We start from the raw sequence: 18,270 nt of genomic DNA on the forward strand, positions 1-18,270 counted from the left end.
CGTTCGGCGGATCAAATCATCGTCGCCATAGTCAAGCTCAATCCTTGGCGACGACACTCAATTGCGTTTTCCGGAGCCCAGCAGATAAACCTCTGAACTGCGCCCCCGGGATGCCTGCGGCTTCCGAACGGCGACCGACCTGAAGACCCCTTCCATCTGCTTGCGGAACTCGTCAAAGCCCTGCCCTTGGAAGACCTTCACCAGAAAGCGCCCGCCTGGCGCCAGATGCTGACTGGCAAAATCCAGCGCCAGTTCGGCAAGGTAGATCGACCGGGCCTGATCGCTCGTCGGAATCCCCGATATGTTGGGGGCGATATCCGACATCACAAGGTCTACCGTGCGCCCTTCGAGCAATTCCTCGAAGCGCTGCACGAATTCCTCTTCGTGAAAATCCCCCTGCATGAACTGCACGCGGTGGATCGGCTCCATCGGAAGCAGATCGAGCGCAAACACGCGACCGTTGTCCCCCACCCGGTTGATCGCCACCTGGCTCCACGAGCCGGGCGCGGCCCCCAGATCGACGACGACCATCCCCGGACGGATCAGCTTGTCCTTGTCGTCGATCTCCATGAGCTTGTAAGCCGCACGGGCACGGTAGCCCTCGGTCTTCGCCCGCTGGACGAAGGGATCGTTAACGTGCTCCGTCATCCATGATTTACTGGTCTTGGTGCGCTTCATCGCGGTACAATTACGCCCTTTTTTCAATGAGTTGGACTTCGTCCAACTTTGCCAAAACCATGACCGAACTTACCCCCGCGGAACGGCGAGCCCTTCGCGCGCAAGCCCACCATCTCAACCCCGTCGTCAGCGTGGCCAGCAACGGCCTCACGCCGGCCGTGCTCAAGGAAATCGACCACGCCCTGCAGGCCCACGAACTCATCAAGATCCGGGTTTATGGTGAAGATCGCACCGAACGCGACCTGATCATGGCTACGGTGTGTGCCGAACTCGGCGCCGCGTCCGTTCAGCATATCGGCAAGACGCTGGTCGTCTGGCGCGAGAAGCAGGAAGTGGAATCCACCCCTGGCACGCCTTCCGACAAACCCAAGAAGCCGGTCTCGAAAGCCAAGTCTGCGAAGGCCCTGTCGGCCCGCCGTGGCGTAGCCTCGCTGAATGCCAACAAATCCAAGAAGCCCCACTGGTTCGCTGCACCGGGCAAGTCGTCCCGCGGCCCGTCGGACCGCTGAACGATTACCGCGGTCAGCGCAGACCGCGGCCCTGCAAGGCGACGAGCATCAGCCCGAGCAGGCTCTGGATCAGATAAACAATGCTGGAAACGCCATGCCAGGCCGCAAAGCGGTCACGCAGGGCGCTTTCCATCACTTCTCGCGGAAATGAATCCGCTTTCAACTGGGTCAGGATCGGCTGAATGCCGAAGTAGCCGGCAACGGTCAGCGCCAGCATCAGAAAGACCAGCCAGAACACACTGCTCTTGAAGGCGCCGCTATCCTTGCGCAGTGCGACAAACACCAGCAGGTAAGCGGCGGCAGCCATGCCCAGCCAGGCCACATAGGTGAACAACTGGCCGGCAACCTTGCCGGCCAGCGCCCGATCGTCCAGCACATGAAACAACGTGGGCGCCGCCAGGTAGCCGATCGCCCACAGCGCGCCCACCCAGAGGGTGATCACGATGCTGTAGAGGTGCTCGGCAAAGCGGTGCATGTTCCGTGACTCAGACGTAACGCACGTCGATCAGTTCGAGCTCACGCACGCCCTTCGGCGCCTGGACCTCGGCCACATCGCCGGCAAACTTGCCGATCAGCGCCCGCGCAATCGGGGAGCTGATGGCGATCTTGCCTTCCTTGATGTCCGCTTCGTCGTCGCCGACGATCTGGTAGGTCACCGTGTCACCGGTGTCCAGATCCTCGAGCTCGACGGTTGCGCCAAACACGCAGCGGCCATCGGCATCGAGCAGCTTGGGATCGATGATCTGCGCGTTGGAGAGCTTGCCCTCCACCTCGCGGATGCGCCCCTCGATGAAGCCCTGGCGCTCCTTGGCTGCGTCGTACTCGGCGTTCTCGGAGAGATCGCCGTGGGAACGGGCTTCAGCGATGGCCGCGATCACGCTCGGACGATCAACGGTCTTCAACCGATGCAGTTCCTGCCGGAGCTTCTCGGCTCCGGCAACGGTCAAGGGAACCTTGTTCATGCCTTCGCGAGCTCCGCATGGAGACCTTGCAGCGAGTAGGTCTCGAGGCCGGACAGGTGGCGCATGCCCGCACAGGCGGCGCGAGCGCCTTCGATCGTCGTGTAGACCGTGACCTTGGCAGCCAGTGCGCTGGTGCGGATCGAACGGGAATCGGATACAGCCTGACGCTTCTCTTCAACGGTGTTGATGACCAGGCTGATCTCGTTGTTCTTGATCATATCCACAACGTGCGGACGACCTTCGTTCACCTTGTTCACCGCAGACACCGCGAGACCCGCACCGGCAATCGCCGACGCGGTGCCACGGGTGGCGACGACGGTGAAGCCAAGATCAAGCAGCTCACGGGCCACTTCGATGGCCTTCGGGCGGTCGGCGTGCTTGACGCTGATGAAGGCCTTGCCGGAAGTCGGCAGGCGCACACCGGCACCCAGCTGGCTCTTGACGAAGGCTTCGGCGAAGGTGCGGCCCACGCCCATCACTTCGCCGGTGGACTTCATCTCGGGGCCGAGGATGGTATCGACGCCGGGGAACTTGACGAAGGGGAACACCGCTTCCTTGACCGAGTAGTACGGCGGCACGACTTCACCGACGACGCCCTGGTCGTCAAGACTGCGACCGGCCATGCAGCGGGCGGCGATCTTGGCCAGCGGCAGGCTGCAGGCCTTGGAGACGAAGGGCACGGTGCGCGAGGCACGCGGATTCACTTCGAGCACATAGACGATGGCGTCGTCGCCCTTGCCCTGGATCGCGAACTGGACGTTCATCAGGCCGCACACGTTGAGGGCGCGGGCCATGGCTTCGGTCTGGCGACGCAGCTCGTCCTGCAGCTTGGCCGACAGGCTGTACGGGGGCAGCGAGCAGGCGGAGTCACCGGAGTGCACGCCAGCCTGTTCGATGTGTTCCATGATGCCGCCGATCATCACGCGCTTGCCGTCGGAGAGGGCATCCACATCCACTTCGATGGCGTCGTTCAGGAAGCGGTCGAGGAGCACCGGCGAATCGTTGGAGACCTTGACGGCCTCGCGCATGTAGCGCTCGAGATCCTTCTGCTCGTGGACGATTTCCATCGCGCGGCCGCCGAGCACGTAGCTCGGACGCACGACCAGCGGGTAGCCGATCTCTGCCGCCAGGCGCACGGCGTCTTCCGGCGTACGGGCGGTGCGGTTGGGCGGCTGCTTGAGGCCCAGCTCGTGCAACAGCTTCTGGAAGCGCTCGCGGTCTTCGGCGGCGTCGATCATGTCCGGGGTGGTGCCGATGATGGGCACGCCGTTGGCTTCGAGATCACGGGCGCGCTTCAGCGGAGTCTGGCCACCAAACTGGACGATGACGCCGACGGGCTTCTCGACAGCAACGATCTCGAGGATGTCTTCCAGCGTCAGCGGTTCGAAGTAGAGACGATCGGAGGTGTCGTAGTCGGTGGAGACGGTTTCCGGGTTGCAGTTGACCATGATGGTCTCGTACCCGTCTTCACGCATGGCCATTGCGGCATGCACGCAGCAGTAGTCGAACTCGATGCCCTGACCGATCCGGTTCGGGCCGCCGCCCAGCACCATGATCTTCTTCTTGTCGGTCGGATGCGCCTCGCACTCGTCCTCGTAGGAGGAATAGAGGTAGGCAGTGGCCGTGGCGAACTCGGCCGCACAGGTATCGACACGTTTGAACACCGGACGCACACCCAGGGTGTGGCGGTGCAGGCGCACGGAGGTTTCGTCGGTGCCGAGGAGCTTGGCGATGCGGCGATCGGCGAAACCCTTGCGTTTCAACTCGCGCAGTTCGGGCGCGGCGATGCCCTTGAGGGAGCGACCGGAGAGGGACTTCTCGGTGAGAACGATGTCTTCGATCTGGATCAGGAACCAGGGGTCGATACGGGTCAGCGCATGGACATCCTCAAGGCTCAGGCCTTCGCGGAAAGCCTGGCCGACGTACCAGATGCGCTGGGCGCCCGGATCACCGAGCTCGCGTTCGAGGTCGTCGCGATCGGCTTCCACTTCGTCCAGACCGTAGGCGCCGGTTTCCAGGCCACGCAGGGCCTTCTGGAAGGACTCCTGGAAGGTGCGGCCCATGGCCATCACCTCGCCCACCGACTTCATCTGGGTGGTCAGGCGGTCGTTGGCCTGGGGGAACTTCTCGAAGGCGAAACGGGGAATCTTGGTGACGACGTAGTCGATGGACGGCTCGAAGGACGCCGGGGTCGCGCCGCCAGTGATGTCGTTCTTGAGCTCGTCGAGGGTAAAGCCCACCGCCAGCTTGGCAGCAACCTTGGCGATCGGGAAGCCGGTGGCCTTGGAGGCCAGCGCGGAGGAACGGGACACCCGCGGGTTCATCTCGATGACGATCATCCGACCGTCCTTCGGGTTGATCGCGAACTGGACGTTGGAACCGCCGGTATCGACGCCGATCTCGCGCAGCACCGCGATGGAGGCGTTACGGAGGATCTGGTATTCCTTATCGGTGAGCGTCTGGGCCGGGGCGACGGTGATGGAGTCGCCGGTGTGCACGCCCATCGGGTCGAGGTTCTCGATGGAACACACGATGATGCAGTTGTCCGCCTTGTCGCGGACGACTTCCATCTCGTATTCCTTCCAGCCGATCAACGACTCTTCGATCAGGAGTTCGTTGGTCGGGCTGGCTTCGAGGCCGCGCTTGCAGATCTCGACGAATTCTTCGGTGTTGTAGGCGATGCCGCCGCCGGTGCCACCCAGGGTGAAGGACGGGCGAATGATCACCGGGAAGCCGATCTCGGTCTGGACCTGATGGGCTTCTTCCATGGTGTGGGCGATGCCGGACCGGGCAGAACCCAGACCGATCTTGGTCATCGCGTCCTTGAACTTCAGGCGATCCTCGGCCTTGTCGATGGCCTCTTCCTTGGCGCCGATGAGCTCCACGCCGTACTTGGCGAGCACGCCGTGCTTGGCAAGATCAAGGGCACAGTTGAGCGCGGTCTGGCCACCCATGGTGGGCAGCACGGCATCGGGGCGTTCCTTCTCGATGATGCGCTCGACGACCTGCCAGGTGATCGGCTCGATGTAGGTGACGTCGGCGGTGCCCGGGTCGGTCATGATCGTGGCCGGGTTGGAGTTCACCAGCACGACCTTGTAACCCTCTTCGCGCAGGGCTTTGCAGGCCTGGGCGCCGGAATAGTCGAATTCACAGGCCTGGCCGATGATGATCGGGCCGGCGCCAATGATGAGGATGGTCTTGATGTCTGTACGTTTGGGCATGGTTCTTCAGCGACTGGATAGCGGATGGCCTGGAAGTGGCGCACTCAAGCGCGCCGGCATGGCGATCGGCCTCAGCCCTTCGCCTCCATCAACTTGATGAATCGGTCGAACAGGTAGGCCACGTCGTGGGGGCCGGGGCTCGCTTCGGGGTGACCCTGGAACGAGAAGGCCGGCACGTCGGTGCGGGCAAGACCTTGCAGGCTGCCATCGAACAGGGACACGTGGGTGACCCGGACGTTGGCCGGCAGGGTGGCCGCATCGGCCGCAAAGCCGTGGTTCTGGCTGGTGATCAGCACCTGGCCGGAATCGAGATCCTTGACCGGATGGTTGGCACCGTGGTGGCCGAACTTCATCTTGAGGGTCTTGGCGCCGGAGGCCAGCGCGAGCAGCTGGTGGCCCAGGCAGATGCCGAAGGTCGGGATGCCCTTCGCGAGCACTTCCTGGATGGCCTTGATCGCGTAGTCACAGGGCTCCGGATCGCCGGGGCCGTTGGACAGGAACACGCCATCCGGGTTCAGGGCGAGCACTTCGGAAGCCGGCGTCTGGGCCGGCACGACGGTCAGGCGGCAGCCGCGCTCGGCGAGCATGCGCAGGATGTTGCGCTTGACGCCGTAGTCGTAGGCCACCACGTGGAAGCGGGGATTCTCGGCGGCCACATAGCCCTGCTCGAGACGCCATTCGCCTTCGGTCCAGGGGTAGGTTTCGGTGGCCGACACGACCTTGGCCAGATCCATGCCCGCCAGCCCCGGAAAACCGCGGGCCTGGGCCACGGCGGCTTCAGCGTTGAGTTCGGCGGCGGTGGCGGCAGTGACGATGCAGCCGCCCTGAGCGCCCTTCTCCCGAAGGATGCGGGTCAGCTTGCGGGTGTCGATGCCGGCGATGGCGACGATGTTCTCGGCTTTGAGGTAAGCATCCAGCGACTGCTCGCTGCGCCAGTTGGACGCCACCAGCGGCAAATCACGAATGACGAGGCCTGCGGCAAAAACCTTGCCGGCCTCACAGTCTTCGCGGTTGATGCCGGTGTTGCCAATGTGCGGGTAAGTGAGGGTGACGATCTGACGGCAGTAGCTCGGGTCGGTGAGAATTTCCTGGTAACCCGACATGGAGGTGTTGAACACAACCTCACCAACCGTCGAACCGACCGCTCCGATGCCTTTACCGTAAAACACCGTCCCGTCGGCAAGAGCAAGAATGGCGGGCGGGAAAGCTGACACGGCGGACTCCTCGAATTCTGGTGATTGGGCAACTGGCATGTGCAGCAGGCTACACATGAAAAACGGGATCAGCCGCTGTGGCTATCCCGCTGAGAAACTTTCTAATTATAGCCCGTGACGGGCCACTCCGGCAAACTCGTCTGTAGGTAAACTGACAAGACGCTGACACGCCTAGCCTGACCGGCGCGCTCTGCGCAATACGCCTGCGAGATTGCCGAGCTCCGTCATCAGGACAGGCAGCTCACGCTTGACCGTCGGCGCATCCGCATCCTTGGCGGCCACTTCGATGCGCTGAGCCACCGCGGTGACAGCGGCCGCATTGAAAACGCCGGCGGAACCCTTGATGGAATGGGCGATGCTGCGGATAGTCGGGAAATCCCCGTCAAGGTGGGCCTGCTCCAGGGTGCGCCGATTGCGCTCCAGGTCACTGAAGAACAGGCTGATGAGCTGCTGCAGAGCGGCGTCGTCGCCATCGAGCAGGTCGCGGGTCGCACCCAGGTCGGCGATGGCGTTTTCGCCAACCATCTCCACGTAGCCGCCCCCCGCCTCCTCGGGCTCGTCGTCAGCGACGTTCATGTCGCCCATCACCCGATCGATCACCGCATGCAGCTCGACCGGCTTGATCGGCTTGGCGATGTAATCATCCATCCCCGCCATCAGGCAGCGATCACGGTCGCCCTGCATCGCATGGGCGGTCATCGCAACGATGGGGGTCGAGCGCCACTGGCCTCCCGCGGCCCAGCTCCGGCGTGCCTCGCGGGTACGGATGGCCTGCGTGGCCTCCAGCCCCCCCATCACCGGCATCTGCACATCCATCAGGATGATGTCGAAGCGCTCCTTGTCAAACAGATCCAGCGCCTCCTGCCCGTTGCCGGCCACAGTGATCTTGTGACCGACCTTCTCGAGCATCTTCACGGCCACCGTCTGATTGACCGGATTGTCTTCGACCAGCAGGATCTTGAGATTCTGGCGCGCCCTCGAAACGGGCGGCGCGTAGGCCTGGGTCTGCGCCGCGTCAAAGGCGAACATCTTCTCTTCGTCCACGGCCTCGCCCTGCAGGGTCAGCGAGAGCGCATCGAACAGATCGGTCTGGGCAAACGGCTTGATGAGGCGTGCGCCAACCTTCAGGTTCTCGCACTTGACGGTATCGCTACGCTGGGTGTTGGCGTCCAGCATCATCACCACGCGGTCGAGACGTGGCCAGCCTTTGCTCAGGGATTCGGCCAGCGCGTAACCGCCGGGAGCCGGCATGGTGGCATCCATCAACAGCCAGTCGAAAGGCTCGTTCGCCTTGTGGGCAGCCGCCAGCGATTCCTCGACCGCCTCTCCGGAGCCCGCCTCGAACACATCTAGACCCACCGATTTCAACTGCCTGCCGACGCAGCGACGGAGCGCCGCATTGCGCCCGGCGACCAGCACCCGGCGCGCTCCGAAGTTGGGCTGTACCACCTGACCAGCCTGGCCGATACCCACCCTGATGGTGAATCGGAAGGTGCTGCCGACACCGGGCGCGCTGTCGAGGGTGATCGCGCCACCCATCAGCTCGACGATCCGCCGGCTGATCGCCAGACCCAGCCCGGTGCCGCCGTACTTGCGCGTAGTGGATTCGTCGGCCTGGGAGAAGGCGCCGAAGACCAGCGCCTGCTTGTCGTCCGGAATGCCGATCCCCGAATCCCGCACGGCGAACTCGAGACTCAGCACGCCCGAGTCCTCGCCGAGGCTGCACACCGAAACCTCAACCTCACCCTGTTCGGTGAACTTGATCGCATTGCCCACCAGATTGGTGAGCACCTGACGCAGCCGGGTCGGATCGCCGACGAGCACCGTCGGCACCTCCGGCGCCACGTCGTAGAAGCACTCGAGACCCTTCTGGTATGCCCTCAGCGCCAGCGACTTCATCATGTCGCCGAGCAGGCCCGGCAACGAGAAGCCGACCCGCTCAAGGGTCAGGTGCCCGGCCTCGATCTTCGAGAAGTCGAGCACGTCGTTGATGATCCGCAGCAGCGAATCGGCGGAGCTCTTGACGGTCTGGAGGTATTCCCGCTGCTCGATGTCGAGCTGGGTGTCGAGGAGGAGTTCCGTCATCCCGATGATGCCGTTCATCGGGGTGCGGATCTCGTGGCTCATGTTGGCAAGGAAGTCGCTCTTCGCCCGGTTGGCGGCTTCGGCCTGCTCCTTGGCGTGAAGGAGCTCGAGCTCGGAACGCTTTGCCTGGGTGACATCCCGATAGGTGCCGACCATCCGGGCCCAGCGCCCTTCCGAACTCCGGTTGGAGGCACGCCCATGCACGAAAACCCAGCGCCAGGTGCCTGAGCAGTGGCGGATGCGGAACTGCACCTCAAAGTGATCCAGCTCGCCGCGCAGATGAACGATGGCGTGATACCGGATGGCCTCCAGGTCATCGGGATGCACTAGCGAGATCCACTCGGGCTTTGCTGCCGCATCGCGATCGGTGTAGCCGAGGATTTCGCGCCAGTTGTCGTCGAGGACGATGACGCCAGAGGCCAGATCCCAGTCCCACAGCCCACCTTCGGTGTTCTGCATGGCGAGGTCGAGGCGCTCGCTGAATGCCCGGACGTTGCACTCGGCTTCGTCCCGGGCCGCAATGACCCCGCGCAGGATTTCGAGCATCTGCTCCGGCGAAGCGGTCGCCGGATCGCAGGTGGCAGGCAGGCTGCCACTGGCAATACGCTGCGCAACAAAGTCTCGCAGGGCGCGTCCGAGCTTGTCGTCGGACGCGGCGGGATCGGCTTCTGGGCTGGTCACTTCGGCAAGGAGGTCGGGGGGCGTCTGTCTGGCACGAAGACACGCCGGGAAACCGGCGTGCCACCTTGAATCTGACGACTATAACGGCATGCCGTCCCCGTCCTTGAGCCCCGAAAACCAGGGCCCGATCACTTCAGGCCGAGCACATCCTGCATATCGAAGAGACCCGCCTTGCGGCCAGCGATGAAGCGCGCCGCACGCAGGCTGCCGGAGGCGTAAGGCATGCGGCTGCTGCTCTTGTGGGTGATCTCGATGCGCTCACCGATACCGGCAAACAGCACGGTGTGATCACCGACGATGTCGCCACCGCGGATCGTCGAGAAACCGATGGTCTGGGCATCGCGCTCGCCGGTCACGCCTTCGCGGCCGTAGATCGCGCAGGTTTCCAGATCGCGGCCGAGTTCCTTCGCAACCACCTCGCCCATGCGCAGCGCAGTGCCGGAGGGCGCGTCGACCTTCAGGCGATGATGAGCCTCGATGACTTCCACGTCGTAGCCTTCGTTGAGGATGCGCGCGGCCACTTCGAGCAGCTTGAACACCGCATTGACGCCGATCGCCATGTTCGGCGCGAAGACCACCGGAATGCTCTCGGCGGCAGCCGCGATGGCGGCCTTGCCCTCGGCCGAGAAACCGGTCGTGCCGATCACCATGCCACACGAGGCCGCCTTGGCGAGCTCGAGGTGGTGTAGCGTGCCCTCGGGGCGGGTGAAGTCGATCAGGCAATCGGCCTTGGCGAGGCCAGCGGCCACGTCAGCGGTGATCGCCACGCCGCAGGGCTGGCTGACCAGTTCGCCGGCATCCTTGCCGATGAAGGGGCTGCCCGGCTGGTCGAACGCCGCCACGAGCTCGGCATCGGCAGCCTTGAGGGTCGTCTCGATCAGCATCCGGCCCATGCGGCCCGACGCACCGGCAATCGCGATACGAACTTTCTTCATGTGTTTCCCGAAAATGAACGATAGGAAATGGATGTCGAGGGGCGCGACAGCCCGCCCCGTGGATTACTGGGGCTTTGCAGCCGCATCCTCGGGACGGACATCGCCTTCCAGGCGGGCCAGGCTGTCACCGGCGAAGATCACCGTGAGCCGGCGCTCGAGAAGCGTGTCCCCCTTGCCAGGACGAAAACGATAGACGTAGTCCCAGCGGTCGGAGTGGAAGACGTCGGTGACCAGTGGCGTGCCGAGCACAAAGCGGACCTGGTCGCGGGACATGCCCGGCTTGAGCTGGGCGACCATCTCCTGGGTGACGTAATTGCCCTGACGGATGTCGATCCGGTACGGCTTCACAAAATCGCTGACCGCGGTCGGGGAGCAACCGGAAACAGCCGCACCCAGCGCGGCGAACAGCAAGGCGGAAGAGATCAGTTTGCGCATGGGGTTCGGAGCGGACGCAGGCGCGGCACGGAGGCCGCATTCTCAACGAGGGGCAGAAACTATATCATACGGGGCCGGCCGGGCTCCCGGCCGCCTTCTCGTGTTTTTCGGGGCCTCCATGTCCAGCAACTCCCAGAATCTAAAAAGTATCGGCCTGAAGGCGACCTTTCCGCGGCTGAAGATCCTCGATCTGTTCCAGAAGGCCGAAAACCGCCATCTGACCGCCGAAGACGTCTATCGCCTGCTGATCGCCGAAGACATGGACATCGGTCTCGCCACCGTCTATCGCGTGCTCACCCAGTTCCAGCAGGCGGGCATCCTCGAGCGCCACTACTTCGAATCCGGCAAGGCGGTCTTCGAACTCAACGAAGGCGGCCACCACGACCACCTCGTCTGCATGCAATGCGGGCACGTGGAAGAATTCTTCGACCCCGCCATCGAGGAGCGCCAGAACCGCATCGCGGAAGAGCGCGGCTTTGCCGTGCGTGAACACGCCCTCTATCTGTACGTGGACTGCAAGAAGACCGACTGCCCGCACAAGGCCGTTGGTTCCAGCCAGGCCAGCAACACCTCCGACTCCTGATTCCCCGCGGCCCTGACGCCGCTATCCCGTGGACGCATTCCTTACTTCGACAGCCCTCGTCGCCCTGGCTGAAATCGGCGACAAGACCCAGCTTTTGTCTTTTGTTCTGGCGGCCCGCCTGCGCAAGCCATGGCCGATCATCGCCGGGATCTTCGTGGCGACGATCCTCAATCACGCGCTTGCCGGCTCGGTGGGCGTTTGGGTGGCCCAGTACATCCCGACCCACTGGCTGCCGTGGATCGTCGGCATCGTGTTCGTGGTGTTCGGCCTGTGGACGCTCAAGCCCGACACACTGGATGACGACGAGGCGCCTTCCGAGATGCATCCTGCCGGGGCCTTCGTGACCACCACCATCGCCTTCTTCATCGCCGAGATGGGCGACAAGACCCAGCTCGCCACCGTCGCCCTCGCCGCCCGTTTCGATGCGCTGGCCTGGGTGGTGCTGGGCACCACGGTGGGCATGATGCTCGCCAACGTGCCGGCCGTGCTGCTGGGCGAAGGGCTGGCGAAGCGCCTGCCCCTCAAGCTGATCCGCTGGATCGCCGCCGGCGTGTTCGTGCTCACCGGCGTCGTGACCATGGCCGGCGCCGCCAGCCTGGGCTGATCAGCCGGTCAGGCCGAGCATCTCCGCGGCGTGGCTGCGGGTGGTGTCGGTGATGTTCACCCCGCCCAGCATCCGGGCGATCTCCTCGATCCGCGCCGGGTCGTCCAGCGGCGTGACCCGCGACAGGGTCTCGCCATCGCGCGTTTCCTTGGCGATGGACCATTGCCAGTTGGCCTGGGCGGCCACCTGAGGCAAGTGGGTGACGCACAACACTTGCCGGTCGTCACCCAGCTGACGCAGCAGCCGGCCGACAATCTCCGCCACCCGGCCGCCAATCCCCACATCCACTTCGTCGAAGATCAGCGTCGGCGTGGCCGCATTGCGGCTGGTGATGACCTGGATCGCCAGACCGATCCGCGACAACTCGCCACCGGACGCCACCCGCGCCATCGGCCGGAGCGGCTGACTGGCGTTGGCGGTGACGAGGAACTCGACGCTCTCCAGCCCGCTAGCTGCACCTTCTTCGACGGGACGCAGCGCGATCTCAAACTGGGCACCGCCCATCGCCAGCGACTGCATGGCCTCGGTGACCGCCGCCGACAACTCGGCGGCGATCTTGCGCCGGGCCGCGGAGAGCGGCTCGGCCACTGCCAGGAAGGCGGACTTTGCCGCGGACTCTTCCCGAGCCAGGGCTTCGGGATCGGACTGGCGAACGAGCCGCTCCAGCCGCCCCACGCTTTCCAGCAGGACGTCCGGCAGACCTTCGGGAGCAACCCGATACTTGCGGGCCATGGCCGTGATCGCCTGGATGCGCTGGTCGATTTCGGCAAGGCGATCCGGATCGAGATCGAGCCGGTCGCGGTAGCGGCGCATGGCGTGGAGCGCTTCGTCAAGCTGGATGCTGGCGCTGCCGAGCAGCTCCTGCACGTCGGCAAGCTGGCCGTCGTGGGTCGCCATGTCGGCGACGCGGGACAGCAGGCGTTCGAGTTGGGAAAGCAGCGCGTACTCGCCGTCGGCGAGGCCATCAATGACTTCGGCGCTGCCTTCGATAAGGCCGGCTGCGTGGGCCAGCCGGGCCTGCTCCTGGTTGAGCTGGGCCCATTCGTCGGGCTCGAAGGCCAGCTCGCGCAGTTCTGCCACTTGCCAGCCGAGGAGTTCGCGCTCGCGCTCGGTGGAGGACGCGCCCTCCTCCGCTGCCTCCCGCGCCCGCCGCAGGGCCGACCATGCGCGGTGACGCTCGGCCACCTCGGCCGCCTGGGCGACAAGGCCACCGTGGGCATCGACGAGCGCCAGCTGGGCGTCGGGCCGCAGCAACGCGTGATGGGCGTGCTGCCCGTGGATGTCAGCCAGCCATTCGCCGGCCGTCCGCAGCTGCGCCAGCACCACCGGCGAGCCGTTGAGCCACGCCTTGGAGCGGCCGCCGCTTTCGATGACGCGGCGCATCAGCAGCACGCCTTCGTCGGCGTCGATCTCCTGCTCCGCCAACCAGGCCCGCAGCGGGCCGTCGGGCGGCAGGTCGAACTCGGCGACGATCTCGGCGCGCGCCTGACCGCTGCGCACCACGCCGGCCTCGGCCTTGCCACCGAGGGCGAGGCCAAGGGCATCCAGGAGGATCGACTTGCCCGCACCGGTCTCACCGGTAAGTGCACCGAAACCGGCCTCGAAGGCCAGTTCGAGCCGATCGACAATCACGAAATCGCGAATGGAAAGATGACGCAGCATGAAAAAACCGAGTGGGTGAAACCGGCAGGTCAGCCGTGACGGGGCGTCGAGCTCCAGTGCAGCTTTTCGCGAAGCATCGCAAAGTAGCTGTAGCCCGGGGGATGAAGCAGGCGCACGCGATGGGGCGAGCGGGTGATCCGCACGGTGTCGCCGGCGCGAGTGTCGTAGCGGCTCTGGCCGTCGAAGTGGACGCGGGAATCGTGGGGCGGCAGCAGCACGATCTCGATGCAGCAGTGATCGGGCAGCGTGATCGGCCGGGCCGTGAGCGCGTGGGGGCACATGGGCACCAGCGCGATGCCTTCGACGCTGGGGTGGAGGATCGGCCCGTTGGCCGACAACGCGTAGGCCGTCGAGCCGGTGGGCGTCGAGACGATCATGCCGTCGGAGCGCTGGGTGTAGACGAACTCGCCATCGACGCGCAGATCGAATTCGATCATCCGGCCCAGCTCGCCCTTGTTGACCACCACGTCGTTGAGGGCCACCGTGTGGAACACCCGCTGCCCGCCGCGCAGCACTTCCGCGTCGAGCAGGATGCGGGATTCTTCAGTGTAGCGACCCTGGAGGATCTCGCCGATCTTGTCGAGGGCGACCTCGCGGGAGATGTCGGTCAGAAAGCCCAGCCGGCCTTGATTGACGCCCGCCAGCGGCACGTTGTACGAAGCCAGGCGGCACGCGCTGTTGAGCAGGGTGCCGTCACCGCCGAGCACCACGGCCAGATCGGCCCGGGCGCCGATCTCGTCGTAGCTTGCGACCGTGAAACCCGCCGTGAGCCCCGTGGAACTCGCGGTTCCCTGCTCGATCAACACGGCAATGCCGAGGCCGCGCAAATAATTGGCCAGCCGAAGCACCGCCTCGGCCACTTCAGGGCTCTGATACTTGCCGATCAGTGCGATAGTCTTGAACTCGCAGGTCATGCATTGATTAAACCACATTCTGCAGCGTGCTCCTGCTTCTCATGAACGCAGGCCTTCTCTTAGAATCGCCGGGAACCCTCCATCTGCCGCCATGACCCGTCTCGACCAACGCTCGCAAATCCTCCTGAAGACCCTGGTGGAGCATTACATCGCCGAAGGCCAGCCCGTCGGGTCGCGGGCACTGTCGCGCTATTCGGGCCTGCAGCTGTCGCCGGCCACGGTGCGCAACGTGATGTCCGACCTGGAGGAGCTGGGCTTCATCACCAGCCCGCACACCTCTGCCGGGCGCATTCCCACGCCCCTCGGCTACCGCTTTTTTGTGGACAGCCTGCTCACGGTGCAGCCCATCGGCACCGGCCAGCTCCATGAACTCCAGGGTCAGATCCAGCCCGGCGAGCCCCAGCGCGTGCTCAATGCCGCGTCGCAGCTGCTGTCGGGCCTCACCCACTTCGCCGGCGTCGTCGTCTCGCCCAAGCAGGACGTGCCGAGGATCCGCCAGATCGAGTTCGTCAGTCTGTCCGACACCCGCATCCTGCTGATCCTCGTCACCAGCGCCGGCGATGTGCAGAACCGCATCCTTTTCACCAAGCGCGCGTACAGCCCGTCGGAGCTCGTCACCGCCGCCAATTACCTCAATCAGCACTTCGCGGGCCTCGCCTTCGACGAAATCCGCACCCGCATCCAGGACGAACTCAAGCAGCTGCGCACCGACATGACCGAGCTGATGAGCGCGGCCGTCGAGGCCGGCAGCGAGGCGCTGGAGGAAACCCGCAGCACCTACGTGATTTCCGGTGAGACCAACCTCCTGGATGCCGAGGATCTGTCGTCGAACATGGCCCGCCTGCGCGAGCTCTTCAAACTCTTCGAGCAGAAGACGGGGCTGATGCAGCTCCTCGACATCTCCAACCGCGCCCAGGGCGTGCAGATCTTCATTGGTGGCGAGAGCGGCCTCAGCCCGCTGGACGACTGCAGCGTCGTCACCGCTCCCTACGAGGTGGACGGCCAGCTGGTCGGCTCGGTCGGCGTGATCGGCCCCACCCGGATGGCCTACGAACGGGTGATCCCGATCGTGGACGTCACCGCCCGCCTCATCTCCAGTGCCCTTTCCGGGCAAAACTGAACCTGAAAGCTCCCCGATGACCCGATTCTGGCAAGCGCCAGCGCACACCCACGGCAAGGCGCCGCGTACCGGCATCCTGCTGGTCAATCTCGGCACCCCGACCGCCCCCACCGCAGCGGCCCTGCGCCCGTACCTGCGGCAGTTCCTGTCCGACCCGCGGGTCGTGGAGATCCCACGCCTCGTGTGGTGGCCGATCCTCCACGGCATCATCCTGCGCACCCGTCCAGCCAAATCCGCTGCCAAGTACGCCAGCGTGTGGACCGACGAAGGCTCCCCCCTCAAGGCCCACACCGAAAAGCAGGCCAAGCTGCTCAAGGGTTTCCTGGCCAACGCCGGCCAGCGGGATCTCGTCGTCGAATGGGCGATGCGCTACGGTCAGCCGTCGATCCGCAGCCAGCTCGACGCCATGCGCGCCGCCGGCTGCACCCACATCCTCGTGGTGCCGCTCTACCCCCAGTACGCCGCCAGCACCACCGCCACGGTGATCGACGAAGTGGCCGACTGCCTGCGCCACTGGCGCAACCTGCCGGAGATCCGCTACGTGCGCAGCTTTCCCGGCGAGCCCACCTACATCCAGGCCCTCGCCAATTCGGTGCGTGAACACTGGAAGCGCAATGGCGAACCCGACCGGCTGGTGCTGAGCTACCACGGCACCCCCAAGCGCTCGCTGGAGCTCGGCGATCCCTATCACTGCGAATGCCTGAAGACCGCCCGCCTGCTCGGCGAAGCCCTGGCGCTGCCGCCGGAGCGGCTGGTGGTGAGCTTCCAGTCGCGCGTCGGCAAGGCCGAGTGGCTGCAGCCCTACACCCAGCCCACCCTCGAGGCGATGGCGCAGGCAGGCGTCGGTTCTGTGGACGTGATGTGCCCCGGTTTCGTCTCGGACTGCCTGGAGACGCTGGAAGAGATCAACATGGAATGCCGCGAGGCCTTCCTGCACGCCGGCGGCAAGCGCTTCGGATACATCCCGTGCCTGAACGAACGCGACGACTGGATCGAGGCGCTGATGGCCGTGTGTGTGCGGGAAATGGGCTACTGGCTGAACGAGCCGCAACCGGATGCGGGCACGCTCGAACGCCAGGCGCGCCTGGCCCGCGACCGCGGCGCCAAGGCCTGATCAATCATCGCCCCGCCGGGGCTGGAGACAACCAATGAAACTGATATTGCGCTGGGTGCTCAACGCGGTCGCGCTGATGCTGATCCCGGAAATCATCACCAAGGTGCAGGTGGACAGCTACACCGCGGCGCTGATCAGCGCGGTACTGCTGGGCTTCGTCAATGCGATCATCCGGCCGCTGCTCGTGCTGATCACCCTGCCGATCACCATCCTGACGCTGGGCCTGTTCACGCTGGTGATCAACGCCCTGATGTTCTGGAGCGTGTCCGGCCTCGTGAAGGGATTTGTCGTGCCGGACTTTTCAACCGCCTTCTGGGGTGCGCTGGCGTACAGCCTGCTCACCTGGATGGTCAGCCTCGCCCTGGCGGACAAGGACTGACAACACCGCAGCTTTCAGTGCGCCCCTGACGCGACCACCGGTGCCGTACGGCGCCGGGCGGCCTTGCGGCGCACCGCCCCCGGATCGAACGCCCCGACCAGCTTGCCGAGCGCCGACGCCCGGGCGTCCATCGCCATCTGGAAGGCGCCATCCTCGCCGTACTTCTTGACGGAGAACTTGACCCGCTTTCGACGGCCATCCGGCAAGGGCCACGACGCCACCCAGAACCAGCGCTGCTTCTCTTCGGGCAGGTCGCGGGTTTCCGAGGCGCAGTAGCGACACACGCCGACAACCCCGGAACGGTTGTTCTTCTTGACGATGTTGGAATACTCCTGCATCGACAACGGGGGGTGGGCTGCAATGATCTCGTCCCGGTATTCCTTCGCAGCCGCAAAAGAGCGCTGCTTTCCGCCAAACACGCCGTCACTGAAGTGTTTACGGTAGATCACACCGCGACGCTGGATCGTCACCAGCCAGCCGTGGGTACGGCTGGTTTCATTGTCTACCCGACTGATTCCGTATGTGCTGCCTCGGCTCACAGGCCACCTCCTCAAAGGTCCGCGACGACATCGCGCTTCAGGAGCAAATTTCGGCCCGGGCGGCCAGAACTTTAGGCGTCGATTGACCATGGAGAAACACACCGGCAGCGCTCGCCCCCTTGAAAGCCGGCCACTTCACCCCATCTGCGCTCTTGCCACAGCTTTCCGGATGACATGCCATGAACCAGCCCATTCTCGTTACCTGCCCCCACTGCCAGGCCGTAAACCGCGTACCGGCCGACAAGCTGGGAGACAACGGAACCTGTGGCCGCTGCAAGGGGGCGCTCTTCACCGGTGCCCCGCTGACGCTGAATGCGGCAAATTTTGCCGCCCATGCAGAAAAGGGCGATCTGCCGCTGCTGGTGGATTTCTGGGCGCCCTGGTGCGGCCCGTGCCGGAGCATGGCGCCGGCGTTCTCGGCTGCCGCGGGGCAACTGGAACCCCGCGCAAGACTTGGCAAGGTGAATACGGAAGAGGAACAGGCGCTGGCGGCACGTTTCGGGATCCGCAGCATCCCGACGCTGGTGCTGATTCGCCACGGGCGGGAGATTGCCCGTCAGGCTGGCGCCATGGGCGCAGACGACATCCGCCGCTGGACCCTCGCCCACCTGGGCTGAGGCCCGCGACAAGGCCGC

Annotated in this window: 18 protein-coding genes; 7 read left to right on the forward strand and 11 right to left on the reverse strand. The window is 64.8% G+C overall.

Annotated features, from left to right (window positions below):
- Nucleotides 1-57: 57 nt before the first annotated feature.
- On the reverse strand, nt 58-678 hold the full coding sequence (gene rlmE, locus Q0672_RS10695; RefSeq protein WP_153160333.1) for a 23S rRNA (uridine(2552)-2'-O)-methyltransferase RlmE: 621 nt from the start codon (nt 676-678) through the stop codon (nt 58-60).
- Between the two features lie 59 nt (nt 679-737).
- On the opposite strand from rlmE, the gene yhbY reads away from it, so the two are divergent.
- Entirely contained in the window at nt 738-1,187 is a 450-nt protein-coding gene (gene yhbY / locus Q0672_RS10700; RefSeq protein WP_153160334.1) for a ribosome assembly RNA-binding protein YhbY, read from the forward strand.
- A 13-nt stretch (nt 1,188-1,200) separates the two neighbouring features.
- On the opposite strand, the gene Q0672_RS10705 is transcribed toward yhbY, so the two are convergent.
- From Q0672_RS10705 to Q0672_RS10735, 7 genes are all read right to left on the reverse strand, one after another.
- Nucleotides 1,201-1,662 carry a DUF4149 domain-containing protein gene (locus tag Q0672_RS10705; RefSeq protein ID WP_153160335.1) on the reverse strand — a complete coding sequence of 154 codons (462 nt, stop codon included), beginning with the start codon at nt 1,660-1,662 and terminating at the stop codon, nt 1,201-1,203.
- Nucleotides 1,663-1,672: 10 nt separating this feature from the next.
- Complete coding sequence (gene greA / locus Q0672_RS10710; RefSeq protein WP_153160336.1) at nt 1,673-2,149, reverse strand: transcription elongation factor GreA; 477 nt, start codon at nt 2,147-2,149, stop codon at nt 1,673-1,675.
- Nucleotides 2,146-5,370 (reverse strand): carbamoyl-phosphate synthase large subunit, encoded by a 3,225-nt coding sequence (carB, locus tag Q0672_RS10715; RefSeq protein WP_298622054.1) that lies wholly within the window; start codon nt 5,368-5,370, stop codon nt 2,146-2,148. Before carB ends, greA begins: the two co-directional genes overlap by 4 nt.
- Before the next feature lie 71 nt (nt 5,371-5,441).
- A complete protein-coding gene (gene carA, locus Q0672_RS10720) occupies nt 5,442-6,623 on the reverse strand; it encodes a glutamine-hydrolyzing carbamoyl-phosphate synthase small subunit (RefSeq protein WP_367179957.1) in 1,182 nt (393 codons plus the stop codon).
- 132 nt (nt 6,624-6,755) lie between these two features.
- On the reverse strand, nt 6,756-9,350 hold the full coding sequence (locus Q0672_RS10725; protein ID WP_298622058.1) for a response regulator: 2,595 nt from the start codon (nt 9,348-9,350) through the stop codon (nt 6,756-6,758).
- 128 nt (nt 9,351-9,478) lie between these two features.
- Complete coding sequence (dapB, locus tag Q0672_RS10730; RefSeq protein WP_298622060.1) at nt 9,479-10,285, reverse strand: 4-hydroxy-tetrahydrodipicolinate reductase; 807 nt, start codon at nt 10,283-10,285, stop codon at nt 9,479-9,481.
- Between the two features lie 63 nt (nt 10,286-10,348).
- Entirely contained in the window at nt 10,349-10,720 is a 372-nt protein-coding gene (locus Q0672_RS10735) for an outer membrane protein assembly factor BamE (protein WP_298622062.1), read from the reverse strand.
- Between the two features lie 118 nt (nt 10,721-10,838).
- Between Q0672_RS10735 and fur the strand changes: the two genes are divergently transcribed.
- Together fur and Q0672_RS10745 are read left to right on the forward strand one after the other, a co-directional pair.
- On the forward strand, nt 10,839-11,303 hold the full coding sequence (fur, locus tag Q0672_RS10740; protein ID WP_298622064.1) for a ferric iron uptake transcriptional regulator: 465 nt from the start codon (nt 10,839-10,841) through the stop codon (nt 11,301-11,303).
- Nucleotides 11,304-11,331: 28 nt separating this feature from the next.
- The gene (locus Q0672_RS10745; RefSeq protein ID WP_153160343.1) at nt 11,332-11,907 is read left to right on the forward strand and encodes a TMEM165/GDT1 family protein; all 576 of its coding nucleotides are present in this window, start codon (nt 11,332-11,334) and stop codon (nt 11,905-11,907) included.
- Here the strand turns inward: Q0672_RS10745 and recN are convergent, their stop codons facing one another.
- Both recN and Q0672_RS10755 read right to left on the reverse strand, forming a co-directional pair.
- Nucleotides 11,908-13,569, reverse strand: coding sequence for a DNA repair protein RecN (gene recN / locus Q0672_RS10750; protein ID WP_298622067.1), 1,662 nt, complete (start codon nt 13,567-13,569; stop codon nt 11,908-11,910).
- Between the two features lie 29 nt (nt 13,570-13,598).
- Nucleotides 13,599-14,483, reverse strand: coding sequence for an NAD kinase (locus Q0672_RS10755; protein ID WP_298622096.1), 885 nt, complete (start codon nt 14,481-14,483; stop codon nt 13,599-13,601).
- Nucleotides 14,484-14,574: 91 nt separating this feature from the next.
- On the opposite strand from Q0672_RS10755, the gene hrcA reads away from it, so the two are divergent.
- Genes hrcA through Q0672_RS10770 form a run of 3 tightly spaced genes read left to right on the forward strand, consistent with a single transcriptional unit; the run spans nt 14,575 to nt 17,096 of the window.
- The gene (gene hrcA, locus Q0672_RS10760; protein ID WP_153160345.1) at nt 14,575-15,603 is read left to right on the forward strand and encodes a heat-inducible transcriptional repressor HrcA; all 1,029 of its coding nucleotides are present in this window, start codon (nt 14,575-14,577) and stop codon (nt 15,601-15,603) included.
- A gap of 16 nt (nt 15,604-15,619) precedes the next feature.
- Entirely contained in the window at nt 15,620-16,717 is a 1,098-nt protein-coding gene (hemH, locus tag Q0672_RS10765) for a ferrochelatase (RefSeq protein ID WP_298622069.1), read from the forward strand.
- Nucleotides 16,718-16,751: 34 nt separating this feature from the next.
- Nucleotides 16,752-17,096, forward strand: a complete 345-nt coding sequence (locus Q0672_RS10770; protein WP_153160347.1) for a phage holin family protein — start codon at nt 16,752-16,754, stop codon at nt 17,094-17,096.
- 14 nt (nt 17,097-17,110) lie between these two features.
- Here the strand turns inward: Q0672_RS10770 and Q0672_RS10775 are convergent, their stop codons facing one another.
- The gene (locus tag Q0672_RS10775; RefSeq protein WP_194271138.1) at nt 17,111-17,635 is read right to left on the reverse strand and encodes an AP2 domain-containing protein; all 525 of its coding nucleotides are present in this window, start codon (nt 17,633-17,635) and stop codon (nt 17,111-17,113) included.
- A 179-nt stretch (nt 17,636-17,814) separates the two neighbouring features.
- Here Q0672_RS10775 and trxC point away from each other — a divergent pair, with 179 nt between their 5' ends.
- On the forward strand, nt 17,815-18,252 hold the full coding sequence (gene trxC, locus Q0672_RS10780) for a thioredoxin TrxC (RefSeq protein ID WP_298622073.1): 438 nt from the start codon (nt 17,815-17,817) through the stop codon (nt 18,250-18,252).
- Nucleotides 18,253-18,270: the final 18 nt, after the last annotated feature.

This window comes from uncultured Zoogloea sp. (genome assembly GCF_937894855.1).
Taxonomy (GTDB): Bacteria; Pseudomonadota; Gammaproteobacteria; order Burkholderiales; family Rhodocyclaceae; genus Zoogloea; species Zoogloea oryzae.